The 21,331-nt window shown below is 69.1% G+C and carries 19 protein-coding genes; 8 read left to right on the forward strand and 11 right to left on the reverse strand.

Annotated elements, in window-relative coordinates; genetic code table 11:
• Positions 1–23: 23 nt before the first annotated feature.
• Both RHCRD62_RS17505 and aspS read right to left on the reverse strand, forming a co-directional pair.
• Positions 24–1,220: a phosphotransferase family protein gene (locus tag RHCRD62_RS17505; RefSeq protein ID WP_050066025.1), complete on the reverse strand. Its 1,197-nt coding sequence runs from the start codon at positions 1,218–1,220 to the stop codon at positions 24–26.
• Between the two features lie 187 nt (positions 1,221–1,407).
• Entirely contained in the window at positions 1,408–3,261 is a 1,854-nt protein-coding gene (gene aspS / locus RHCRD62_RS17510; protein ID WP_050066026.1) for an aspartate--tRNA ligase, read from the reverse strand.
• 163 nt (positions 3,262–3,424) lie between these two features.
• Here aspS and RHCRD62_RS17515 point away from each other — a divergent pair, with 163 nt between their 5' ends.
• Entirely contained in the window at positions 3,425–4,351 is a 927-nt protein-coding gene (locus RHCRD62_RS17515; protein ID WP_050066027.1) for a KPN_02809 family neutral zinc metallopeptidase, read from the forward strand.
• 131 nt (positions 4,352–4,482) lie between these two features.
• On the opposite strand, the gene RHCRD62_RS17520 is transcribed toward RHCRD62_RS17515, so the two are convergent.
• Both RHCRD62_RS17520 and RHCRD62_RS17525 read right to left on the reverse strand, forming a co-directional pair.
• Positions 4,483–5,703 (reverse strand): AI-2E family transporter, encoded by a 1,221-nt coding sequence (locus RHCRD62_RS17520; RefSeq protein ID WP_084734335.1) that lies wholly within the window; start codon positions 5,701–5,703, stop codon positions 4,483–4,485.
• Positions 5,704–5,773: 70 nt separating this feature from the next.
• Positions 5,774–6,811, reverse strand: a complete 1,038-nt coding sequence (locus RHCRD62_RS17525; RefSeq protein ID WP_050066029.1) for an Rv2578c family radical SAM protein — start codon at positions 6,809–6,811, stop codon at positions 5,774–5,776.
• A 90-nt stretch (positions 6,812–6,901) separates the two neighbouring features.
• Here RHCRD62_RS17525 and RHCRD62_RS17530 point away from each other — a divergent pair, with 90 nt between their 5' ends.
• Positions 6,902–8,518: an FAD-dependent oxidoreductase gene (locus RHCRD62_RS17530; protein ID WP_050066030.1), complete on the forward strand. Its 1,617-nt coding sequence runs from the start codon at positions 6,902–6,904 to the stop codon at positions 8,516–8,518.
• Position 8,519: 1 nt separating this feature from the next.
• Here the strand turns inward: RHCRD62_RS17530 and RHCRD62_RS17535 are convergent, their stop codons facing one another.
• From RHCRD62_RS17535 to RHCRD62_RS17560, 6 genes are all read right to left on the reverse strand, one after another.
• Positions 8,520–9,059 carry a TetR/AcrR family transcriptional regulator gene (locus RHCRD62_RS17535; protein ID WP_050066031.1) on the reverse strand — a complete coding sequence of 180 codons (540 nt, stop codon included), beginning with the start codon at positions 9,057–9,059 and terminating at the stop codon, positions 8,520–8,522.
• Positions 9,056–10,516, reverse strand: a complete 1,461-nt coding sequence (locus RHCRD62_RS17540) for an MFS transporter (RefSeq protein WP_253277364.1) — start codon at positions 10,514–10,516, stop codon at positions 9,056–9,058. The genes RHCRD62_RS17535 and RHCRD62_RS17540 overlap by 4 nt, the downstream gene beginning before the upstream one ends.
• 104 nt (positions 10,517–10,620) lie before the next feature.
• On the reverse strand, positions 10,621–12,636 hold the full coding sequence (locus RHCRD62_RS17545) for a 5-oxoprolinase/urea amidolyase family protein (protein WP_050066033.1): 2,016 nt from the start codon (positions 12,634–12,636) through the stop codon (positions 10,621–10,623).
• Positions 12,633–13,295, reverse strand: a complete 663-nt coding sequence (locus RHCRD62_RS17550; RefSeq protein ID WP_050066034.1) for an urea amidolyase associated protein UAAP2 — start codon at positions 13,293–13,295, stop codon at positions 12,633–12,635. The genes RHCRD62_RS17545 and RHCRD62_RS17550 overlap by 4 nt, the downstream gene beginning before the upstream one ends.
• The gene (locus RHCRD62_RS17555; protein WP_050066035.1) at positions 13,295–14,158 is read right to left on the reverse strand and encodes an urea amidolyase associated protein UAAP1; all 864 of its coding nucleotides are present in this window, start codon (positions 14,156–14,158) and stop codon (positions 13,295–13,297) included. The genes RHCRD62_RS17550 and RHCRD62_RS17555 overlap by 1 nt, the downstream gene beginning before the upstream one ends.
• A 3-nt stretch (positions 14,159–14,161) precedes the next feature.
• Positions 14,162–15,682: an amino acid permease gene (locus RHCRD62_RS17560; protein WP_050066036.1), complete on the reverse strand. Its 1,521-nt coding sequence runs from the start codon at positions 15,680–15,682 to the stop codon at positions 14,162–14,164.
• Positions 15,683–15,874: 192 nt separating this feature from the next.
• Between RHCRD62_RS17560 and RHCRD62_RS17565 the strand changes: the two genes are divergently transcribed.
• Together RHCRD62_RS17565 and RHCRD62_RS17570 are read left to right on the forward strand one after the other, a co-directional pair.
• The gene (locus tag RHCRD62_RS17565) at positions 15,875–17,290 is read left to right on the forward strand and encodes a putative nucleotidyltransferase substrate binding domain-containing protein (RefSeq protein ID WP_050066037.1); all 1,416 of its coding nucleotides are present in this window, start codon (positions 15,875–15,877) and stop codon (positions 17,288–17,290) included.
• Positions 17,287–18,147 (forward strand): Fic family protein, encoded by an 861-nt coding sequence (locus RHCRD62_RS17570; protein WP_253277365.1) that lies wholly within the window; start codon positions 17,287–17,289, stop codon positions 18,145–18,147. Before RHCRD62_RS17565 ends, RHCRD62_RS17570 begins: the two co-directional genes overlap by 4 nt.
• Here the strand turns inward: RHCRD62_RS17570 and RHCRD62_RS17575 are convergent.
• Complete coding sequence (locus RHCRD62_RS17575) at positions 18,125–18,886, reverse strand: DUF6920 family protein (protein WP_253277366.1); 762 nt, start codon at positions 18,884–18,886, stop codon at positions 18,125–18,127. The genes RHCRD62_RS17570 and RHCRD62_RS17575 overlap by 23 nt on opposite strands.
• Before the next feature lie 44 nt (positions 18,887–18,930).
• Here RHCRD62_RS17575 and RHCRD62_RS26465 point away from each other — a divergent pair, with 44 nt between their 5' ends.
• The 4 genes from RHCRD62_RS26465 to RHCRD62_RS17595 all read left to right on the forward strand — a co-directional run bounded on the left by RHCRD62_RS26465 (position 18,931) and on the right by RHCRD62_RS17595 (position 21,275).
• Complete coding sequence (locus RHCRD62_RS26465) at positions 18,931–19,620, forward strand: TetR/AcrR family transcriptional regulator (protein WP_050066038.1); 690 nt, start codon at positions 18,931–18,933, stop codon at positions 19,618–19,620.
• Positions 19,610–20,035 (forward strand): HIT family protein, encoded by a 426-nt coding sequence (locus RHCRD62_RS26470; protein ID WP_050066039.1) that lies wholly within the window; start codon positions 19,610–19,612, stop codon positions 20,033–20,035. Before RHCRD62_RS26465 ends, RHCRD62_RS26470 begins: the two co-directional genes overlap by 11 nt.
• A 161-nt stretch (positions 20,036–20,196) precedes the next feature.
• The gene (locus RHCRD62_RS17590; RefSeq protein WP_050066040.1) at positions 20,197–20,808 is read left to right on the forward strand and encodes a DJ-1/PfpI family protein; all 612 of its coding nucleotides are present in this window, start codon (positions 20,197–20,199) and stop codon (positions 20,806–20,808) included.
• Entirely contained in the window at positions 20,805–21,275 is a 471-nt protein-coding gene (locus RHCRD62_RS17595; RefSeq protein ID WP_050066041.1) for a MarR family winged helix-turn-helix transcriptional regulator, read from the forward strand. The genes RHCRD62_RS17590 and RHCRD62_RS17595 overlap by 4 nt, the downstream gene beginning before the upstream one ends.
• Positions 21,276–21,331 lie beyond the last annotated feature (56 nt).

Raw genomic sequence — 21,331 nt, forward strand, 5'->3', positions numbered from 1 at the left:
CGCCTGCAGCGGCCCCGGGGTGCTCAGCCCCAGTTCTCGGTGAACCGCGCGGCAACCTCGTGCGCGTGCTCGGCGACCGCGGCGTTGCCGACGTGTTCGGCGAACTCGGCGAGTGCACGCCACCGGGAGATCAGGGCCCTGGAACGCGGCGCCGACAGCTGGTGCTCACGCACCGCGGCGATGCGCGCGTGGTCCTCGGGCAGGAACCAGTAGGTGGACAGCCACACCCACACCAACTGCGCGTCGAGCAGGCGCGAGTGGAGGGTGCGGTCGTCGGCGAGCGCGGGCCAGATACCGACGACCTCGGCACGCCACGCCTCGATCATCGCCAGCGAGCGGTCCAGGGACAGCGAGAAGCTGCAGAGGCAGCCGGGGAACGAGACGAGCGCGTACGCGATGTCGAGGGTCGCGTCGCGGAAGCCGCCCCACTCGTAGTCGAGGAACCGGACGCCCTCGTCGTCGACGATGATGTTGTCCGGGCACAGGTCGGACGGGCTGAACGCTCGGTGACGTCCACCCGAGAACAATGCGACGCCACGCTCGGCGGCCTCGGTGACGTCCGGTCCGGGCGTGACACCGATCTCCTGGCTGAGCATCGTGGGCAAGCGCGGGATGCTGGAGGTGACCTCCGACGACACGAGGTTTCCGTTGTGGGAGACGCCGGAGCGTCGCAGCAACGCCGAGAAGTCTTCCTCGCGTCCGACGGTCGCCGCATGCATCCGGCCCATCGCCTGTGCCAGTGCCATCAGGGAATTGGTCACCGCGGCCTCGTCCGGTCGCACGAGCAGCCGGGCGATCGGGGCGGCGTCGCCTAGGTCGGTGAGGATGAGCAGCCGGGCTTCGAGGTCGTAGGCGATGAGCGAGGGCCCGGGCCGGTTCTCGGTGGCCAGCGCGGTGGCGAACTGGTAGGACACCGCTTCGCGGAGGAACGCGGAGTCGACGCCGTCGCCCTGGATCCCGTCCGGGAACGCGCTGTCGGAGTGCGGGCTCGCACTGAGGGCGTGTGCCGCCTCGGACAGCTCGCGGACCTGTTTGACCACCAGGGTCCGGGGCAGCGAGAACGGGTTCGCCGCGCACCGGACGCGGAGGACGACGGTGCGCCCACTACCTCCGAGGTCGACGGGATCGACGAGGGACACCGGGGCTCCGGTGCGTCGCTCGAGCAGCCGTTCGGCTGCGGCGACCACGTCGGAGACTGGATCTGCCAAGAGTGTGGTCATAGCGCCCAACAACCTACCTGTCCGGTGTGACAGTTCGGGTGCCGTCGGCGATGCCGACCGCATCGAATCGGGGATCGATCACCCCCGATTCGCCCCCTTCTCCCGGGCGGACCAGCGACAACAGACCGTACAGTCCTCATTGTTGCGAAACGGTCACGGCCGCCCGGGATCGGGAGGTCAGAGGCGATCAGCTGTCGCTGTCGCCCTCGTCGGACTTCTTCGACTCGGCCTTGGCGTCCTTCTCGGCCTTCGGCTCGGGCTTGGCATCCTTCTCGGCCTTCAGCTCGGGCTTGGCATCGATGCCCGACTCCTTGCGCTGGAGGGCGGTGATCGGGGCGGGCGCCTCGGTGAGCGGGTCGACGCCGCCACCGGACTTCGGGAACGCGATGACCTCGCGGATCGAGTCCATTCCCGCGAGCAGTGCGGTGATGCGGTCCCAGCCGAACGCGATGCCGCCGTGCGGCGGCGCTCCGAACGCGAAGGCGTCGAGGAGGAAGCCGAACTTCTCCTCCGCCTCCTCGTGGGAGATTCCCATGACCTGGAAGACGCGTTCCTGAATGTCCTTGCGGTGGATACGGATCGAGCCGCCGCCGATCTCGTTGCCGTTGCAGACGATGTCGTAGGCGTACGCCAGTGCCGAGCTCGGATCGGTGTCGAAGGTGTCCATCGACTCCGGCTTCGGGGAGGTGAAGGCGTGGTGCACCGCGGTCCAGGCGCTGTAGCCGAGTGCGACGTCGCCGCCCGCGACGGCATCGGAGGTCGGCTCGAACATCGGCGCGTCGACGACCCACACGAACGCCCATTCGTTGGGGTCGATCAGGTCCTGCTTACGGGCGATCTCGCCGCGTGCCGCGCCGAGCAGTCCACGCATCTGCTTGGTCGGTCCTGCGGCGAAGAAGATGCAGTCGCCGGGCTTGGCACCGACGTGCGCGGCGAGGCCGGCGCGCTCGGTGTCGGTGAGGTTCTTGGCCACCGGACCGGTCAGCTCGCCGTCCTCGGCGATCAGCACGTACGCGAGGCCCTTGGCGCCGCGCTGCTTGGCCCATTCCTGCCAGCGGTCGAGCTCACGCCGCGGCTGGTTCGCACCGCCGGGCATGACGACGGCGCCGACGTACTCAGCCTGGAACACCCGGAAGGTGGTGTCCTTGAAGAACTCCATGCACTCGACCAGTTCGATACCGAACCGCAGGTCGGGCTTGTCGGAGCCGTAGCGGCGCATCGCGTCCGCGTAGGTCATCCGGGCGATCGGGGTGGTGATCTCGTGCCCGATCAGCTTCCAGACGTTGGTGAGGATCTCCTCGGCCAGCAGGATGACGTCGTCCTGGTTGACGAAGCTCATCTCGATGTCGAGCTGCGTGAACTCGGGCTGCCGGTCGGCGCGGAAGTCCTCGTCGCGGTAGCAGCGCGCGATCTGGTAGTACCGCTCGATGCCGCCGACCATGAGCAGCTGCTTGAACAGCTGCGGCGACTGGGGCAGCGCGTAGAAGCTGCCAGGCTGCAGGCGGGCGGGGACGAGGAAGTCGCGGGCGCCCTCGGGGGTGGAGCGGGTGAGGGTCGGGGTTTCGACCTCGACGAACTCGTGGTGCGCCAGCACCTCGCGGGCCGCGGCGTTGACCTTCGACCGCAGCCGGATCGCGTGGCCGGGGCCCTCGCGCCGCAGGTCGAGGTAGCGGTACTTCAGGCGTGCTTCCTCACCGGCGTTGTCGTCGAGCTGGAACGGCAGCGGGGCGCTCTCGTTGAGCACCTCGAGCACGGTGGCGTTCACCTCGATGGCACCGGTGGGGATCTCGAAGTTCTGGTTGCCCTCGGGGCGGACCTCGACGACACCGGTCACCTTGACGCAGTACTCGGCGCGCAGTCGGTGCGCCTGCTCGAGAACGTCGTCGCTGCGGAAGACCACCTGCGACACGCCCGAGGCGTCGCGCAGGTCGATGAAGATGACGCCGCCGTGGTCGCGTCGCCGCGCAACCCAGCCGGTGAGGGTGACGGTCTGGGCGGCCTGCTCGGGTCGCAACGAGCCGGCGAGATGGGTGCGCAGCACGGGGTTCCTTTCACACTTCCAGTCACACAGGATCTGGGACTTGTTGTCCTGTGATCCTACGGAGGCGCGGATTCGATGACACATCGCACCGGAACCATCGGCAATGCAGGTCCGCGTGCCAAGCTGTGACGGGACGGAGCCGGCCAACTGACGAGAGGTGCCGATGACCTTCAACGAGGGCGCGCGAATCGACCCGAACCGGGTCAAGGTCGGCGGCGGCGGGGGCCGCGGCGGCAAGGTCGCGATCGGCGGCGGCCTGGGCGGACTGGTCGTGGTGATCCTGGCGCTGCTGCTGGGCGGGGACCCCGGATCTCTGCTCGGGGCCACCTCGGGGACCGACGACGGCGCGATCGGCAGCGGTCCGATCGGCGGTCTCGAGAACTGCGAGACGGGCGCGGACGCCAACCGCGACGTCGACTGCCGGGTGGCGTTCACCGCGGCGAGCCTCGACTCCGTGTGGGGCGCCGAACTGGCCGACCAGACGGGCACGCCGTATGTGCAGCCCGAGGTCGTCCTGTTCTCCGGTTCGGTCGCCACGGGCTGCGGCAACGCCACCAGCGAGGTCGGGCCGTTCTACTGCCCGGCGGATTCGACCGCCTACTTCGACACCAGCTTCTTCCAGTTGCTCGTCGACCGGTTCGGATCGTCGGCGGGTCCGCTGGCGCAGGAGTACGTCGTGGCGCACGAGGTCGGTCACCACATCCAGAACCAGCTCGGCGACATCGGCCGCGCGCAGGCCGATCCGCGGGGCCCCGAGTCGGGCGCGGTCCGCACCGAGTTGCAGGCGGACTGTTACGCAGGCGTCTGGGCGCACTACGCCGACAACCAGGCGGGGCCCGACGGCGGTACACCGTTCCTGAAGCCGCTGTCGACGTCTGACGTCGAGGACGCGTTGTCGGCGGCGGCGTCGGTCGGCGACGATCGCATCCAGAAGGCCGCGACCGGCCGCGTCAATCCCGAAGGGTGGACGCACGGTTCGGCGGAGCAGCGGCAGAAGTGGTTCCTGACCGGCTACCAGACCGGGCAGGTGTCGGCCTGTGACACCTACCGCGCCCGCGACCTCGACAACCCGTCCGGGCTCACCCGCTGACTCGTCACGACCTGACTACTCCACAACGATGAGGCCGGGGGCGCCGCGATCCGCGGCTGCCATCCGGTGGTTGAGGAACGTGTGGGTGCCGGGTTCGACCGAACTGCATCTCGACGAATCCGCCGCTGCGACTACTCCTCGGACGGCGACTCGGGCGGCGACTCCGCCGACTCCTGTTCGGCGACGAGTTCGTAACGGCGACCGTAGGTTTCGACAATCGCCTGGATGACGGCGACAACGGGAACCGACACCAACGCCCCGATCGCGCCGAACAGTGACGCGCCCACGATCACGGATCCGAATGCGACGGCCGGGTGGATCGAGACGGTCCGCGACGTGATGCGCGGATGGAGCACGTAGTTCTCGAGCTGTTGGTACGCGGTGCCGAAGGCGATCACCCACACGCCGTCCATCGGCTGCTGCGCCGCGGCGATGATCGCGGGCAGGGCGATCGCCAGGTAGGTGCCGAGCGTCGGAATGAACTGCGAGACGACGCCGGTCCAGATCGCCAGCGGCAGCCAGTACGGGACCCCGATCAGCATCAGGAAGATTCCCGTACCGACGGCGCTCACGGCGGCCAGGATCAGCCTGGACACCACGTAGCCGCCTGCCTTCTCGACCGAGATGCTCCAGACCGTCGCGATGACCTCCTGCTGCCGAGCCGGGAACCAACTCGAGATCGTCCGCCGGAACTGCGGTCCCTGCGCCGACATGTAGAACACGAAGAGCAGCATCGTCAGGGCCTGGAACACGACCCCGACGATGGACGAGACCACTCCCAGAACACTGGGTGTGTAGCGCTGCGCGAGGTCCTTGACGGTCTCGGGAGTGATCTTGATCAGGTCCTTGCCGGTGGCGAATTCAGTGCCGAAGGTGCGGTTCGCCCACTCGGTCACCTGGGACAGCGCGTCGGGCAGCGCGGTGAGCAACTGCGCCAGCTGCTCGGCCAGCAGGGTGCCGAAGAGGGCAATGAACCCGATCGAGAACACCGTCAGTGACGCCATGACGATGCCCGTGCCCGCGCCGCGGCGCATACCCTTCCGTTCGAACCAGTCGACCACCGGTTCGATCGTGACGCTGGCCAGCCAGGCCAGGAACAGCAGGCCGAGGAAGCCTCGCAGATTGTGGAAGAGCCACCCCGACATCTGATAGGCCGCGATCGCGAGGACGGCGTACACGGTGATCAGCCGCAGCCATCGCACGTTCGTTGTCCGCGCGGCGGTCTCGGGCCCGAGACGCCGGACCGAGGATCTGGCGGCCGCGGATGTACGCGCACCCGAGGAGTCCGGGGTGACTCGGTTCACGCGCTTGGGGGTCGGCGCAGGTGACTCCGCCGGGTCGTCTTCACTCATCGCACCTCCACGCCGGTCGTGCCGCCCAGTCGGTTCGCACCCCGGTGCGGAATCTACTCGCGCAGCGGGATCAGAACAGCGTCAACGCGGGCGCCGCGCCTGCGCCGACGAGTTCCCGAGTCGGGGCGACCGGCTCCTTCCGGATGGCGTCACCGGCGAGCCCGTACTTGTCGACCAGGGGCGACACACGCCGATGCAGCCACGTCTTGTACTCCGGTGTCACGTGTGAGCCACGCCCGTACAGCTGCCGGTACCGGCGGATCAGGGCCGGGTGGTGCTCGGCGAGCCAGTTGAGGAACCAGCCGCGGGTACTGCCGCGCAGATGCATGGGAAACACCGTCACTCCGGTGGCCCCCGCCTCGGAGATCGCCGACAGCAGTGCGTCGAGGTGCGCGTTCGAGTCGGTGAGGTACGGGATGACCGGCGCCACCATGACGTGACAGTCGAATCCGGCATCGGTGATCGCTCGGATCAGGTCGAGCCGGGCTCCCGGCGTCGGGGTTCCGGGTTCGATCGCCTGCTGCAGCTCGGGATCGCCGATCGCGAGGGACACCGACAGCGAGACCGGCACCTGCCGGGAGGCGAGGGTGAGCAGGGGCAGGTCGCGGCGCAGCAGCGTGCCCTTGGTGAGGATCGAGAACGGCGTCCCCGACTCGGCGAGCGCGGTGACGATTCCCGGCATCAGCCGGTAGCGGCCCTCGGCCCGCTGGTAGGGGTCGGTGTTCGTCCCCAGTGCCACCGGCTCGCGCTTCCAGGATCGTCTGGCGAGTTCGCGGCGCAGCACCGCCGCGACGTTGGTCTTCACGACGACCTGCGTGTCGAAGTCGGTGCCCGCGTCGAGGTCGAGGTACTCGTGCGTCGGCCGGGCGAAGCAGTAGCGGCAGGCATGCATGCAGCCGCGAAAGGTATTGACGGTGAATCGGAACGGCAGCGTCGACTCCGCGGGGAGCTTGTTGAGAGCCGACTTGCACAGCACCTCGTGGAAGGTGATCCCCTCGAACTCGGGTGTCTGTACGCTTCGGACCAGCCCGGCCCGCGCGAGCCCGGGAAGGGCGCCGTCGTCGAGGTCCGACTGCACGGCATCGAGTGTCTGACCCTGCCAACGCATGGCGATAGTCGAACACTTGTTCTAGGTCAAGTCAAGCGCACTCGACCACAAGCCCAGCGCATTCGGGCGAGGAGTCGCAGAATTGACGACATGACCTCGGCCGTGGATCCGAAAGTCCCCCACTCGTCCACCGACGTTCTGATCGTGGGAGCGGGGCCGGTCGGACTCACCCTCGCGGTGCAGTTGCTTCGCCGCGGCGTCGACGTCGTGGTCGTGGACAAGCGCAGGGAGCGCGCGCCGTACGCGAAGGCGATCGGTGTCTCGCCCCGCACACTCGAGGTCTTCGATGCGATGGGAATCGTCCGCGCGGCCGTGGACGCGTCGATCACGATGCGCGGCCAGATCGTGTATGTCGACGGAGGCCCGCCGCAGACGCTCGACCTCGCGCTACCCGACGCGGTCCCGTACCGCGCGATCGCGATGCCGCAGTACGAGACCGAGCGCATCCTCGACGAGGCGTTCACCGCACTCGGTGGCCGCATCACGCGCGGGGTCGAGTTCACCGGCTTCACCGAACGCGACGACACCGTCACCTCAACACTGCACGGTGCGGCCGGCGGGTCGACCGTCTCGTCCCGCTACCTCGTCGGCTGCGACGGCGCACACTCCCTCGTCCGGAAGGGAATAGGTTCGCCGTTCGAGGGCGACGCGTTCCCCGAGGAGTACATGCTCGCCGACGTCGAGGTGGACTGGAACCAGCCCGCGGGGTACGGGGTCCGGGCGATGCACCGCACCGACGGCGTCGTCGACGACCTGCTGGTCGCGATCCCGCTGCCGCCGGACAGCGGGTCCGGAAACCCGCGGTACCGAATCTCGATGCTCGTCCCGGACGACCTCGCCACGGCACCGAAGGAGGGCGAGGTGGCGCACGGACTCGAGAGCGGGCACGCACCGGAACTGCACCACATCCAGGCCGTGCTGGACCGTCTCGCGCCGGAATCCACGACGGCGTCGAACATGCGGTGGTCATCGGTCTTCCGGATCAGTCACCGCCTCGCACAGCGGTATTCGTCGGGCCGGGTGTTCCTCGCGGGCGACGCCGCGCACATCCATCCACCGACGGGTGCGCAGGGAATGAACACCGGGATCCAGGACGCGACGAACCTGGCGTGGAAGCTCGCACTCGCCGTCGCGGGCCGCGCCGACCCGGACCTGCTCGACACCTATCACCTGGAACGACATCCGGTCGGCGAGGAGGTCGTGGGCCGCACGGTCCGCAATGCCCGCCACGGCATCGGTGCGGGTGAATCCGACCTGACGGTGGCCCTTCTGCGGGAGGCGCAGTTGCTGGTCGCGTACCCGGACAGCCCAATCTGCGACGGTGACGGCGAGCGGGCGCCCGACGCCCGCGGCCTCGTCCAGGACTGTTCGTCGGTGCCGCTACGGGTGCACGACCTGCTGCGCCACCCGAACCACACCGCACTGCTGTACGCCGCGGATGCGGACGGCGTGACGGCGCAGCGTGCGCTCGCGGCCGGCCTGAGGGAGCGGTACGGGCATCTCGTCCGCGCCTACGTGATCACGTCCGACGCGGGGGTGGACGCCTCGGGAATCGTCGTGCGCGACGGTGCGGGTGAATTCGCGGCCGCCTACCCGTCCGGGCCCCGCGGTGGGCACGTGATCCGGCCCGACGGCTACGTCGGCATGCACGCCGATGCCGTGTCCCTCGATGCGATCACGACACACCTGGCGCGCATCCTCGGATGACTCAGCCGTCGATCACTGCTTGGACCAGCGCGCCGTAACGGCGGATGAGTTCTTCCCGCTCCACGACGTCGGGCGTGAGCAGGCCCACGTGGCGCATGGCGCCCGCGAGACCGAGCAGGGTCGTCAGCACCAGTTGGGATCGCACGTGGCCTGCACCGGCGTCGCCGATGCGCTCGGCGACGGCGGCGACGTAGCGGGTGCGGATGCCGTCCCGGACGGTGTCGGGGTCGTCGGACTCGTGGATCAGAGTGGGCGCCATCGACAGTGCGTCCGGCTCGCCGTTGTCACGCCGGTCGACCACTCGTCGCACCAACTGACAGCCGACGGACTCCAGGGCGACGCGCGGTTCCTCGAGCACCACCGCGGACGGGTCCGCGGCGGCGAAGAGTTCGGCCTTGCTTCCCGTCAGCTTCATCACCAGCGCGGGCGAGCACCCGGCGGCAGCGGCTACGTCCTTGATCGTCGTGGCGGTGTAGCCGCGGCGCGCGAACATCTCTCGGGCGACCGCGACGATCGCATCGCGTGTCGACGGTGTGGTCATCCGACTCTCACCGCATCCCCCTCGTCGGCCCGGGTCGGGACGGGATCGGACACGGGCGCCGTGCGTCGCGGAATGAACACGGCGACCCCGACGGCAACGAACGCTGCGGCGGCAGACATACCGAAGATGATCTGGAATGCCGCGAGTGAGGGCAAGTCCCGACCCGCGACGTCAATGGTGACGGTGGTGAGGAGCGCCGCGATGACCGCGCCCGACACCGACGTTCCCACGGCCCGGAGCAGGGTGTTGAGCCCGTTCGCCGACGCGGTCTGGGTGATCGGAACCGAGCCCATGATCAGCAGCGGCATGGTGGCGTAGGCGATGGCCGTGCCGGTGGTGACCAGCATGGCGCCGAGGACGATCAGCGGCACCGATCCGGTGAGGAAGATCCGGACGACGTACGCGACCGCGAGGACCGAGCCGCCGACGATCAGGGTGAGCCGGGCCCCGACCCGCGCGATCATCCGTGCGGAGACCGGCGCGAACGCGATCATCATGAGGCTCGCCGGCATCATGCAGAGCCCCGCGACCAGTACGGAGAGCCCGTGCCCGTATCCGGTCTCGTCGGTGATGACGAGTTGCTGCGTGGTGGCGAACATGTTCGCGTACATCGCGAATCCGACGAGCAACCCGACGACGTTGGTCAGCAGGACGGGCCGCCGCGCCGAGACGCGGAGGTCCACCATCGGCGCACGAAGACGCAGTTGCAGCGGGAACCAGATCGCGAAGGACACCACCGAGGTCACCGCGGCGATCAGGGTGAACTGGGAGGTCCAGCCCCACGTTCCGCCCTTCGACACGGCCAGGAGCATCGAACTCAACGCGGCGGAGAGGAGGACGGCACCGAGGTAGTCGAACCGGCCGGGCGTCCGGATCGGAGATTCCGGAACGACGCGCCACAGCGCGACGAGGAGCGCGAGCCCGGCGGTCGCGGAGAGCCAGAAGATCGACTCCCAGCCGAGGAATTGGTACACGAGACCGGACAGCGGCAGTCCGAGTGCCGAACCGATGCCGAGGGTGGCGCTCATGAGTGCGGTGGCGCCTGCGACCTTCTCGCGCGGCAGTTCGTCCCGGAGGACGGCGATCGCCACCGGGATCATCGACGGTGCGAGCCCCTGGAGCGCCCGGCCGATCAGGACCGGCACGAACGAGCCTCCGACGGCGGCGACGACCGAGCCGACGATCATCGTCGACATCGCGATCAGCATCATCCGCTTCTTGCCGTACATGTCGGCGAGGCGGGAGACGATCGGCATCGCCACCGCCGAGACGAGCAGCGTGACGGTGACCAGCCACGTCGCGTCGGCGTAGTCGATGTCCAGGAGCTCCGGCAGGTGCGTCACGAGGGGCGTGACGAGCGTCTGCTGCAGCGCCACCACGGTTCCCGACAGACACAGGACGGCGGTGAGACCGCCGCTCGACACACGCGCCGGTTCGGCAGGGGGCAAAGCAACCACGGGTCGACTCCAGATGTGCGCCAAGGGGGTGAACGTGCGTTTACCCTTTAGGGGTGTACACCCGTTCACCCCTGGCGCGCAAGGGCCCGCGCTGATGCTCCCGGTCAGGCCGCCTGCTTCGAGAACTCCCCTGCCGCCGCCCATGCCGACCGCTCGGCGGCGAACGCCTCCGCCTGCGTCGCCCGGAACCCGGCGATCGACTCGGCATTCGCGGCCAGGAACGACTCGTGGTCCGCGAGGGAGAAGCTGCCGTCGGTGATCTGCACACCGCCCGCACCTCCCGCAGCCGTCTCGGCACGCAGGTCGAGCAACTCCTCGGGCTCGACGGGGTACCAGGAGATCCGGTCGAAGAACCGCAGCAGCCAGGGCGTGCCGTCCTCGAAGGCCGCCGAGTTCTGCGGGTAGCGGTGGTTCCACACCTGCGTCGTGCGTCCGACGAACTGGTAGCCGCCCGGGCCTTCCATGCCGTAGATGCACAGGTACGCGCCACCGATGCCCACGGCGTTCTCCGGGGTCCAGGTGCGAGCCGGGTTGTACTTCGTGGTGACGAGGCGGTGCCGCGGATCGAGCGGGGTCGCCACGGGTGCACCGAGGTACACGTCACCGAGCCCGAGCACCAGGTACTCGGCATCGAACACGGTGTCGAAAACGTCTGCGACCGTGTCCAATCCGTTCATCCGGCGAATGAACTCGATGTTCCAGGGGCACCACGGCGCATCCGAGCGCACGCCGTGCATGTACCGCTTGATCGCCTCCCTCGTCGCCGGGTCGTCCCACGACAGCGGCATCCGGACGTGCCTGCTCGGCACCACCAACTGCGACGACTCCGGAATCTCGTTCTCCACCTCGCCGAGGAGACCCACGAGCTTCGGGACGGACAGGACGTCGGGGTCGACACGGACCTGCAGTGAGCGGATGCCGGGAGTCAGATCGAGCAGTCCCGCAGGCTTGTCCGCCTCGAGGCGCTGGTGCAGCGCATGTACCCGGGCCCGCAACGCCAGGTCGAGCGTCAGGTCGCCGTACTCGACGAGCACGTTGTCGTCGCCGGAACGCCGGTACGTGACGGCGGTCGAGCCGTCGCGGCGCGCGATCACGCCGTCGTCGCCGTCGCCGGATGTCGAGAACACGGACGGGAGTGCCGCGCGCCGACCCACCCCGAGGTCGCGAAGGGACGCCGCGTGCGCCGCCTTGACCGGGACGAAACGCACCCGGTCGCCGGGGCTGAGCTGACCGAGCTTCCACCGCTCCGAGGACACGACCGTGACGGGGCAGACGAATCCGCCGAGGCTCGGGCCGTCGGGACCGAGCAGGATGGGGGTGTCACCGGTGAAGTCGAGCGCACCGACGGAGTACGCGTTGTCGTGGATGTTCGACGGGTGCAGGCCGGCCTCGCCTCCGTCCGGGCGCGCCCAGTCGGGTTGCGGACCGACCAGGCGGACGCCGGTGCGGTCGGAGTTGAAGTGCACCTCGTAGTCGGTGCCGTAGAGCGTGTCGATGTCGCCGCGGGTGAAGAATTCCGGCGCTCCGTGCGGACCCTCCGTGACGGCGATCTCCCATCGCGACGAGATGACGGGGACGTGCTCACCGGGGACCGGTTGCGCCGCAGCGTGATTCTCGGTGGTGACGCCGATGGAGAGGGTGTCACCGACCTGGAGGACACGGCCCTCGTGCCCGCCGAACCTGCCGAGGGTGAACGTGGCACCGCTGCCCATGTAGTCGTCGACCTCGATGCCGCCCCGGATCAGCAGGTACACCCGGAGGCCGGGACCGGTCACGGCACCGATGTCCAGTACTCCCCCGGCCGGCACCGTGAGCGGCTGCCACATCGGAGCCACCCGGCCGTCGACCCGCACCGGTACCGGCGCTCCCGCGACACACACGACGGCGTCCGCGGAGAACCTCAGCGCCGGCCCGGACATCGCGAACTCGAGACCCGCTGCGCCCTCGCCGTTCCCGACGGCGACGTTGCCGAGCCGGAACGACAGGTCGTCCATGGGCCCCGACGGCGGCACCCCGATCTGCCAGTACCCGATGCGCCCGGGCCAGTCCTGGACGGTGGCGAGCATGCCGGGCCGCACCACCTCGACGGTGGCGGCGCCACCGTTGCTCACCGTGCTCATCGCGTCTCCTCGGTGGGGCGGGTGACGATCATCCGGACCTCGGTCGGGTCGAAGCCGTTGCAGGGGTTGTTGATCTGCGGGCAGTTCGAGACCAGCACCAGCGAATCGACCTCGGCGCGCAGCGCGAGGCGCTTACCCGGCGCGGACAGTCCGTCCACGATGCCGAGGGTGCCGTCCGCGTCGACGGGGACGTTCATGAAGAAGTTGATGTTGGAGACCATGTCCCGCTTGCCGAGCCCCCACTTCGCGCCCTCGACGAGGAAGTTCTCGACGCAGGCGTGCTGGTGCTTGGTGTGGTGGCCGTAGCGCAGGGTGTTCGACTCCTGGGAGCACGCTCCGCCGACGGTGTCGTGGTTGCCGACCTCGTCGCCGACGATCGTCATCAGGGCGCTGCCGTCGCAGGCGCGGAGTATCGAACCGGTCGTGAGGAACAGGCTCCGCTGGGCGGTGACGGTCGCGGCGGCGTCGTAGCGGACGGCACGGTTGCCGGCCGAGTAGATCAGCGTGTCCACCGCCTGGTTGCCGTGCAGGTCGACGATGGTGAGAACGTCACCGGCGCGGACGACGGCGGACCAGGGGCCTCGGGCTCCCGCGATCTCGTCCAGGACGACTGTGCCGGGAACGAGGGCGAGGGATTCGGCTGCGAGGGTGGCGGTCATCAGGCGTCCTTCCCGAACCGCGATGCAGTCCAGCTGTCTTCGGTGTTGAGTACTGCGCGGAGGTACTCGGGTTCGTCGTTCGGCAGTGCGTCCAGGTCCTCGGGTGCTCGCCACGCGAGCACCTCGAGCGAGGTGGTCTCGTAGGAAGGAGCCACGTCGAGCGGGTGCGCGGTGTTGGCGACGAGCACGATCACCGGCAGGTGGAGAAGCAGCTCGACGGCGGTGTCGGGTCCGGCGTTGCCGGTGGGCGTCAGGGCGCCGTCCGGTTCCACGCGGACACCGTGGAAGAACGACAGTGCGGGCGGGAGATCGCGCGGCGCCAGGTCGTGCTTGGCCGCGGCGAGCGTCAACAGTTCCCGCCCGGCGGGCGATGCCGAGTGCACGGTGCCGTCCCCGTATCTCGCGGTGTTGCCCGCGAGGGTGGTGGTCCCGCAAAAAGTGTCGTGACGCCCGGAGCTGTCGGCGACGACGGTGGCGAGGACTCGACCCTGGTCGGAGAGCAGCGGGTGCCCGACGCCGAGGTACGCCTGCCACGGCACTTTCACGGTGTCGGCGACGTTGAGGCGCTCGTGCGGGGCGTCGGCGCGGTACAGCAGGACGGTGGCGCAGGCCCGGCCGTCGATGTCGCGCAACCGGATCCGCGTGCCCCGTGCCAGGACCTTGCTGGTGTAGCAGCCGCCGGGGACCGTCTCGGCCCAGGTGAGTCGGGCGGCGTCGACGCCTGTGGGCGGGGTGGGCCAGGCGGAGGCAGGCAGGACTGGCATCGAGTCGGTGACCGCCCCGGCCTGGGATCGGGCGTGGTCGCGGGCGGCGCTCGTGGTCGCGGTGCTAGCGGCGCTTGTGGTCGGTGTGTTCACGGACACGGCTCAGGCTCCAATCGTGACGGGGTTCGGGACGGCCTTGCCGCGCGGGTAGCAGAGCGCTCCGAGGAGCACGACGGCGATGATGGTGAGCGGACCGGCCCACTGCAGGACGGGGTACTCCCCGGTCGGGTTGAAGATCTCGGCGCGCGGCCAGGCCAGGTTGATCACCATGACGACGCCGTAGGTGACGGCGGCGATGTTGACGGGAAGTCCCCAGCGGCCGAGCGAGAACAGCGGCTTGCCCTCGGCGTCGACCTGGGTGCCGCCGTGCGGCCAACCCCTGAGCCTGCGCAGCAGCAGCGGCGTCGTGACGAGCAGGTAGGCCAGGTAGATGAGGATGATGCACACGCTCGAGAGGGTGGCGAAGATGGCGGAGTTGCCGACGTTGACGGCGAGGACGCCGATGCAGAGCACGCCGATGAGGACGGACGGCGCGATCGGGGTTCCGGTGCGCGGGTTGACCTTCGAGAGCACCGCGGAGGCCGGGAGGCGGCCGTCGCGAGCCATCGAGAACATCAGCCGCGACGCGGCGGTCTGAATCGCGAGGGTGCAGACGGTCACCGCGATCGCGACGTCGACGAGAAGCAACGTGCCCCACGGCGAGGACAGGATCGAGTTCAGTACGTACGGAAGACCTTCGGTGGCGAGTCGCCCGTCGGTGAGGCTGGGCGCCGCCATGAGCGCGCCGACGATCATCAGTCCACCACCGAGTGCGGAGACGGACAGTGCCAGGCGGATGGTGCGGGGTGCGACGCGGCGCGGGTTGCGGGTCTCCTCCGCGAGTTCACCCGCGGAACCGAAGCCGACCATGACGTAGGCGGCCATCAGTCCGGAGACGATCCAGGCCCAGATGTAGCCTGGCTGAGTGCCCTGAACCCCGGTGTCGAACACGACCTGCGGGCCGCGCTCGGCATGGGTGAAGAACATGCCGATCACCGCGATGACGCCGATGATCTCGCAGGTGACGCCGATGTTGTTGATCCGCGACATCCAGTTGACGCCGACGCAGTTGATGGTCGTGGTGACGACGAGGAGAACCGAGCCGAGCAGAACGGCGTTCGCCGCACCCGACTGCGACGTCAGGGACGGATCGTCGCCGATGACCTGGAATCCGCTCCACACATTCGGGAGAACGACCTGCAGTGCGATGGCGGCAGCGGACGCGGTGACGATCTGCGCGAGGATCATGAACCAGCCGGCGAACCATCCGACGATCTCGCCCGCCATGCGCCGAGACCACTGGTAGATCGCACCCGAGATCGGGTAGCGCGCCGCGAGTTCCGCGAAACACAACGCGACCATGAACTGCCCGACGAAGACGACCGGCCACGTCCAGAAGAAGGCGGGTCCCGCGAAGCCGAATCCCAACCCGAAGAGCTGGAAGATCGTGGTGAGGATGGAGACGAACGAGAAGCCGGCGGCAAAGGAAGCGAACTTTCCGAGGGAACGGTGCAGTTGCTGCTCGTACCCGAACTCGGCGAGGTCACCGTCGTCGCCGCCGTTCTTCGAGGCGAGGGTCGTCATGGGCTCTCCTGCGAGGTGCGGCTGTCGGCTGAATTTCTGTCGAGTGACAGTTTTCGTGCCGCCGGTTTTCTCGCGATGACTCCCACGTTTCGCTGTGTAGCCGTTGTGTATCGGGTGCATGTCCGGCGTTACCGCCGTGTTTCTGCGCCCTCACTCGTGGGGTGGCGCCCACTGTAATGCCAGGATGGGCGCATGAACGAACCGCTCGTGATCCGCGATGCGGCGATGCGACCGGTGGGCGAACTACTGCGCGGAACTGCCCCGACGTGCGCTTCCGACCGCCCGGTCGCCGACGCCGCTCGCCTCATGACCGAGAGCCGAACCCGGTACGTGCTGGTGCCTCTCGGCAACAGCGATGTCGGCCAGGGACGTTTCGGCATCCTCACCGAAGGCGACCTCCGCCGGAAAGTGGTCGGCGCCGGGCGCGACGCCGGGGTTCCCGTGGCCCAGGTGATGAGCGTGCCCGCGCACACGGTCTCGGCATCCACTCTGGGCGCGGACGCACTGCTCGACATGCTCGCTCACGGCGTCCGTCGGCTCCCCGTCCTCTCCGAGACGGGCAGGCTCCTCGGCGTGGTCGAGGACACCGACCTGCTCGCCAACGCCACCCGCGGCGGCTTCCTGCTGCGGGCCGAGATCGCCCGCGCCGACGACGCCGCCGCACTGGCCGACGCGACCGCGCGTATCCCCGCACTCGTGGCGGGCCTGTCGCGGGCGAGGATCGCAGCCCTCGACGTCAGCGCGATCCTGTCCGTCGTCGTCGAAGCGACCGTGGCGCGGGCCGTCGAACTCGTCGGCGCCGAGAACGGTTGCGGCGCCGCGTGGCTCGGCCTGGGCAGCGTTGCCCGGCGCGAAGCGGTGCTCAGCTCCGACGTCGACAGCGCGACGGTCCTGACCGCCGACTCCGGCCCGGTCGACCAGTCGCTCGCGCGGGCCGCCCGCGCACACGCCCTGCTCTCCGACTGCGGACTGCGGTCCGACGACAAGGGCGCACTGGCGTCCCGCCCGCGGTTCGCCCGGACCCTCGCCGACTGGCATTCCGCCGTCGACGGATGGATCGCCGAACCCTACTCCGACCAGGCACTGGTGATGCTGGGGATGCTCGTCGACAGCCGCGTCGTCCACGGCAGCGGCGATCTGGACCTTGCCGCGCACACCGCCGCTGCGCTGCGCGACTGGCCCGAGGTGCTCGCCCTTCTGCTCCGGGAAGCAGTGGAGGAGAAGGCGAGAATCAAACGCAAGATCGTCAGCAGGCGCACCGAACCGGTGGACGTGAAGTCCCACGGGCTGGCGCCGATCGTGAACATCGCCCGCTGGGCCGGTACCGCTGCCGGCCTCGCGGCGGCGTCCACACCGACCCGGCTCCGCGTCGCCGTCGAACACGGACTGCTCTCCGCAGACGACGGCCGGGTCCTGAACGAGACGTTCGACGTCCTCACCCAGATTCGACTGCGTCATCAGGGCGACCAGGTGGAGCGGGGCGAGCAGCCCGACGACGTCGTCGATCCGGACACGCTCAGCCCGCTGCAACGCAGCCTGCTGTCGGGTGCCGTCCGCGAGATCGCCGGAGTGCAGCGCACCCTCGCGTACGCCGGTCCGCCCTCGTGAGCACCGAATCCGCCCGGCATCCGGATCTCTTCACCGGGCTGCCCGCCGTGATCGGGCACGCCGTCGACCAGGCCGTCGCCGCCGAACGACTCGAGGGCTGGCGCCCGGAACGCACCGACGTCGCGGACCTGGTCGCACTCGCCACCGGCGAGCGCACCCGCGAGGAGTTCGTCGCGGACCGTCTCGACCGCGCCGCGTCGCTACCGACCACGACCCGACGCCGCTGGTGGGTACTCCCCCGCCCGTATCTCCTCCCGGGGACCGATGTGCTGCGCAACAACTTCGGGCTCCGCGATGCCGACCAGCTGCGGGACGTCGAGTTCGCGGCGACCGCGGCGCGGCTCGTGCTGGCCCATCTGGACGAGGTGCCGCCGGTCCGCCGCATCGACGCCGATCACATCCTCGGTCTGCACCGGTGGGTGTTCGGGGACGTGTTCGGGTGGGCCGGTCAGCCACGGATCGTCGAGTTGTCGAAGAACGGTGACGGTTTCGCACCCGTCGCGGCGATCGACCGATACCTGAGGGAGGTGGAGATTGCCGTTGCCACCGTCGACTGGCCGCGCGTCGACCGCGGACGCCTCGCCTACGCACTCGCGGCGGTGTATGTCACCTACAACCACGCCCATCCGTTCCGGGAAGGCAACGGGCGCACCGGCACGCTGCTGCTCCACCACCTGTGCGGGGCGACGGGATTTCGTCTCGACCTGTCCGGCGTCGACCGCCGGGAGTGGATCGCCGCGTCGCGCGATTCGACGCCGTTCCGGCGCAACGGCGCGCCGAGTCCGCGACCGATGATCCCCGTTCTTGGCCGTGCACTCGTCGAGCGACGCCCGATCACCGGAACAGCGCGCTGCTGACGCGAGCCCGGAAGAACTCGCCTTCGTCCTGCCGGTCGGTACCCCACCACCACCCGGCGCGGAACGCCGAGGCGATCGAGACACCCCCGAAGTCCCGTTCCTCGTCGACGCTCACACCGAAGGTGTGCAGGCCGAAATCCCCACCCGGCGGCGTGCCCCACCGTTGCAGTTGGGCGCCGCCAAGTCGTCCGTCCTCACCGATCGTGACGTCGACCGTGTTCTCGTGGCCGTCGATCGCCGAATGCAGGTGCAGGCCCTGCTCGTCCTCGGACCAGCGCATGCCGACACAGGCAGTCGGGAGGAGTACCGATTCGATCGCGAGCCGTCCTGCGGCGCTGCGCGTGACGTCGTCATCGGCCGCCGACATCACCGGCACGAGTCCACCGAGGCGCCAGCGCATCTCACCCGAACCTCCGGTGTAGCGGTCGAAACCGAGCACCGGGACACCCGCGACCCGCGCGGTCGCGGCCCACACGAACCCGACGCCGGGTCGGAGAATCTGGGTGGCGGTGAACCGACGCCACGCCCCGAGCTTGATCTCGCCGCTCATGGTCAGGCACACCGCGGCGGCCAGTGGTGCGCCCGGCGCGATCGACCGGCTCAGCCACCGCCGCGCCCGGTCCGGCAGCGCTTCCGCCATTGCGGCGTCGAAGGTGCGATCGGTGCTCGGCGTCGCGAGCGCGCGCCACTGCTTGGCGGCCATTCGGGCCGACCTCGGTGGGGACGGGAACTCGGACATCGCTCCTCCTCCGGTTCACGGTAACCCGGCGCCGTCCTGGCAGGATGGTGAACGTGACCAACGCCGGCCCCGGACGACCGCGACTGACCAAGCAGCGACGGCCCGGCCCGACCGCGACCGCGCAGATCCTCGACGCCGCGGCCGAACTGTTCACCACGCAGGGATTCTCCTCGACGTCGACTCGTAAGATCGCGGACGCCGTCGGAGTGCGGCAGGCGTCCCTGTATCACCACTTCGCGACGAAGGACGACATTCTCGTCGCCCTCCTCGAAGGCACAGTCACCACTGCGTTGGCCGTCGCCGATCAACTCGTGGACCGACCCGAACCGGCCGCGGTACGGCTGTACGCACTGCTGAACTTCGATGCCGGACAACTGCTGTCGGGACGATGGAATCTCGGTGCGCTGTACCTGCTCCCGGAACTGCGCACCGAGAGGTACGCACCGTTCCGGGACGAGCGCCAGAAGCTGCGCGACCGCTACGCACAGTTGGCGCGCCTCGTCCTCGACGATCTCGGCATCGTCGACGACACGCGGTGCGGTCTCCCGTTCCGCCTCGTGGAGACGGTCATCAACGAGCGCAGCGACACCGAAGCCGGCGCCGGCGCCGGTGCACCGATCGAGGCGCCGACGATCGCGGAGGCAGGACTGCGGGTGCTCGGGTGGACCGACCTCGACGCCGTCCGCGCCTCCGCAGCCACGCTCGTGTTGCGGGAGAACAACGGTGGCCGCTGACTGCGTGTTCTGTGACGTGATCGCCGGCCGCGCCGACGCTCACGTCGTCCACGCGGACGAGCACACCGTCGCATTCCTCGACCGGCGACCGGTCTTCAAGGGGCACCTCCTGCTGGTCCCTCGCCTCCACGTGCCCGTGCTGGCCGACCTGCCCGCCGAACTCGTGTCTCCGGTCTTCTTCGCCGCACAACGGCTCTCGGCAGCCGTAGTCAGCGGTCTCGGAGCACAGGGTTCGTTCGTCGCGATGAACAACATCGTGTCCCAGTCCGTCCCCCACCTCCACGTGCACATCGTTCCCCGCACGAAGGGCGACGGCCTGCGTGGATTCTTCTGGCCCCGAAGGAAGTACGCAAACGACGCCGAGGCGGCGGAGTACGCCGTCAGGATCCGCGCCGCACTGGACCGGAACGCGTAGTCGGGACACGCATGCGGCCGGGTCCAGTGTCGCGAAAGCGCGCGGGGAGATCGCGCCGATCACGACCGGGCCCGGCGAAGAAAGCACACCACCGACCCGGTCAATGGCCATCCACCCGCGACTTCTTGACAGCCTGCTGTCAAATATGACAGGATACTGTCATGACTGAAACAGTGCACGTCGCCATGTACGACACGTTCGTCGACTGGGAGATCGGATACGCGATCGACCACATCAACGCCCCGGAGTGGCAGAAGGCGCCGGGCCGCTACGCCGTCGCCACCGTCGGCGCGACCGCCGATCCGGTCACCTCGACTGGCGGCCTCCGGATGCTGCCCGACACCACGCTCGACGACCTCGATCCGGCTGGCAGCTCGATGCTGATCCTCGCGGGCAACAACATCTGGCACACCGACCAGTTCGCCCCGTTCGCCGCGAAAGCCCGCGACTTTCTCGACGCGGGCGTGCCCGTCGCCGCGATCTGCGGCGCGACCGGAGGACTTGCCCTCGCGGGCCTGCTCGACGACCGTGCCCACACCAGCAACGCCGCCGAATTCCTGAACGGCCTCGGATATGCGGGCGGAACGCACTACGTGGACGAGCCTGCCGTCACCGACGATGACCTCATCACCGCGACGGGTATCGCTCCCGTCCACTTCGCACGGGAGATCTTCCGGCGCCTCGACCTGTACGAGACCGACGTGCTCGATGCCTGGTTCGAGCTGTACGGCCTGCGTGACCCGGCAGGCTTCTACAAACTGGCGAACCGGTGAGCGACAGCGCCGAGCAGGAACTGCCCAGCAACCAAGAACTGCTCAGCGGCCTGGCGCTGGCGTCGTTCCGCCTCAACGGGCAGTTCCTCGACGTCGCCGAGTCCCTGACACGTCCGGTCGAGTTGACCGCGGCGTGGTGGCAGGTGCTCGGCGCCGTCCTCCGGACGCCACTGTCCGTCGCCGACATCGCCCGCGAAATGGGCATCACGCGACAAAGCGTGCAACGCATCGCGAACCTGCTCGTGGACCGCGGACTCGCCGAGTACCAACCGAATCCGGCCCATCGGCGCGCCAAACTCGTTGCACCAACCGATGCCGGACTGCAGGCTGTGCGACGAATCAATCCCGCACACGCGGCATTCGCGCACCGCCTGGCGAGCGAACTCGACCCCCGAGACCTCGCGAGCACACTGGATGCGATCCGGACGCTCTCGACGGCACTTGACCGCATCTCTGACGGAGGATGACGTCACGGCACACATACGACGACGATCCGGCAGTGCGCTCCGGGAGTACCGCAGAC

Source organism: Rhodococcus sp. RD6.2, assembly GCF_001040705.1.
Classification (GTDB): Bacteria; Actinomycetota; Actinomycetes; order Mycobacteriales; family Mycobacteriaceae; genus Rhodococcus_G.

Bases quoted from the DNA above. Each gene is read 5' to 3' on its own strand.
- RHCRD62_RS26465 (WP_050066038.1), top strand. From the start codon at position 18,931: ATGGTGAACGTGACCAACGCCGGCCCCGGACGACCGCGACTGACCAAG.
- RHCRD62_RS17520 (WP_084734335.1), bottom strand. From the start codon at position 5,703: ATGAGTGAAGACGACCCGGCGGAGTCACCTGCGCCGACCCCCAAGCGC.
- RHCRD62_RS17525 (WP_050066029.1), bottom strand. From the start codon at position 6,811: ATGCGTTGGCAGGGTCAGACACTCGATGCCGTGCAGTCGGACCTCGAC.
- RHCRD62_RS17550 (WP_050066034.1), bottom strand. From the start codon at position 13,295: ATGACCGCCACCCTCGCAGCCGAATCCCTCGCCCTCGTTCCCGGCACA.
- RHCRD62_RS17545 (WP_050066033.1), bottom strand. From the start codon at position 12,636: ATGAGCACGGTGAGCAACGGTGGCGCCGCCACCGTCGAGGTGGTGCGG.
- RHCRD62_RS17560 (WP_050066036.1), bottom strand. From the start codon at position 15,682: ATGACGACCCTCGCCTCGAAGAACGGCGGCGACGACGGTGACCTCGCC.
- RHCRD62_RS17590 (WP_050066040.1), top strand. From the start codon at position 20,197: ATGACTGAAACAGTGCACGTCGCCATGTACGACACGTTCGTCGACTGG.
- RHCRD62_RS17505 (WP_050066025.1), bottom strand. From the start codon at position 1,220: ATGACCACACTCTTGGCAGATCCAGTCTCCGACGTGGTCGCCGCAGCC.
- RHCRD62_RS17575 (WP_253277366.1), bottom strand. From the start codon at position 18,886: ATGTCCGAGTTCCCGTCCCCACCGAGGTCGGCCCGAATGGCCGCCAAG.
- RHCRD62_RS17565 (WP_050066037.1), top strand. From the start codon at position 15,875: ATGAACGAACCGCTCGTGATCCGCGATGCGGCGATGCGACCGGTGGGC.
- RHCRD62_RS17530 (WP_050066030.1), top strand. From the start codon at position 6,902: ATGACCTCGGCCGTGGATCCGAAAGTCCCCCACTCGTCCACCGACGTT.
- RHCRD62_RS17515 (WP_050066027.1), top strand. From the start codon at position 3,425: ATGACCTTCAACGAGGGCGCGCGAATCGACCCGAACCGGGTCAAGGTC.
- RHCRD62_RS17535 (WP_050066031.1), bottom strand. From the start codon at position 9,059: ATGACCACACCGTCGACACGCGATGCGATCGTCGCGGTCGCCCGAGAG.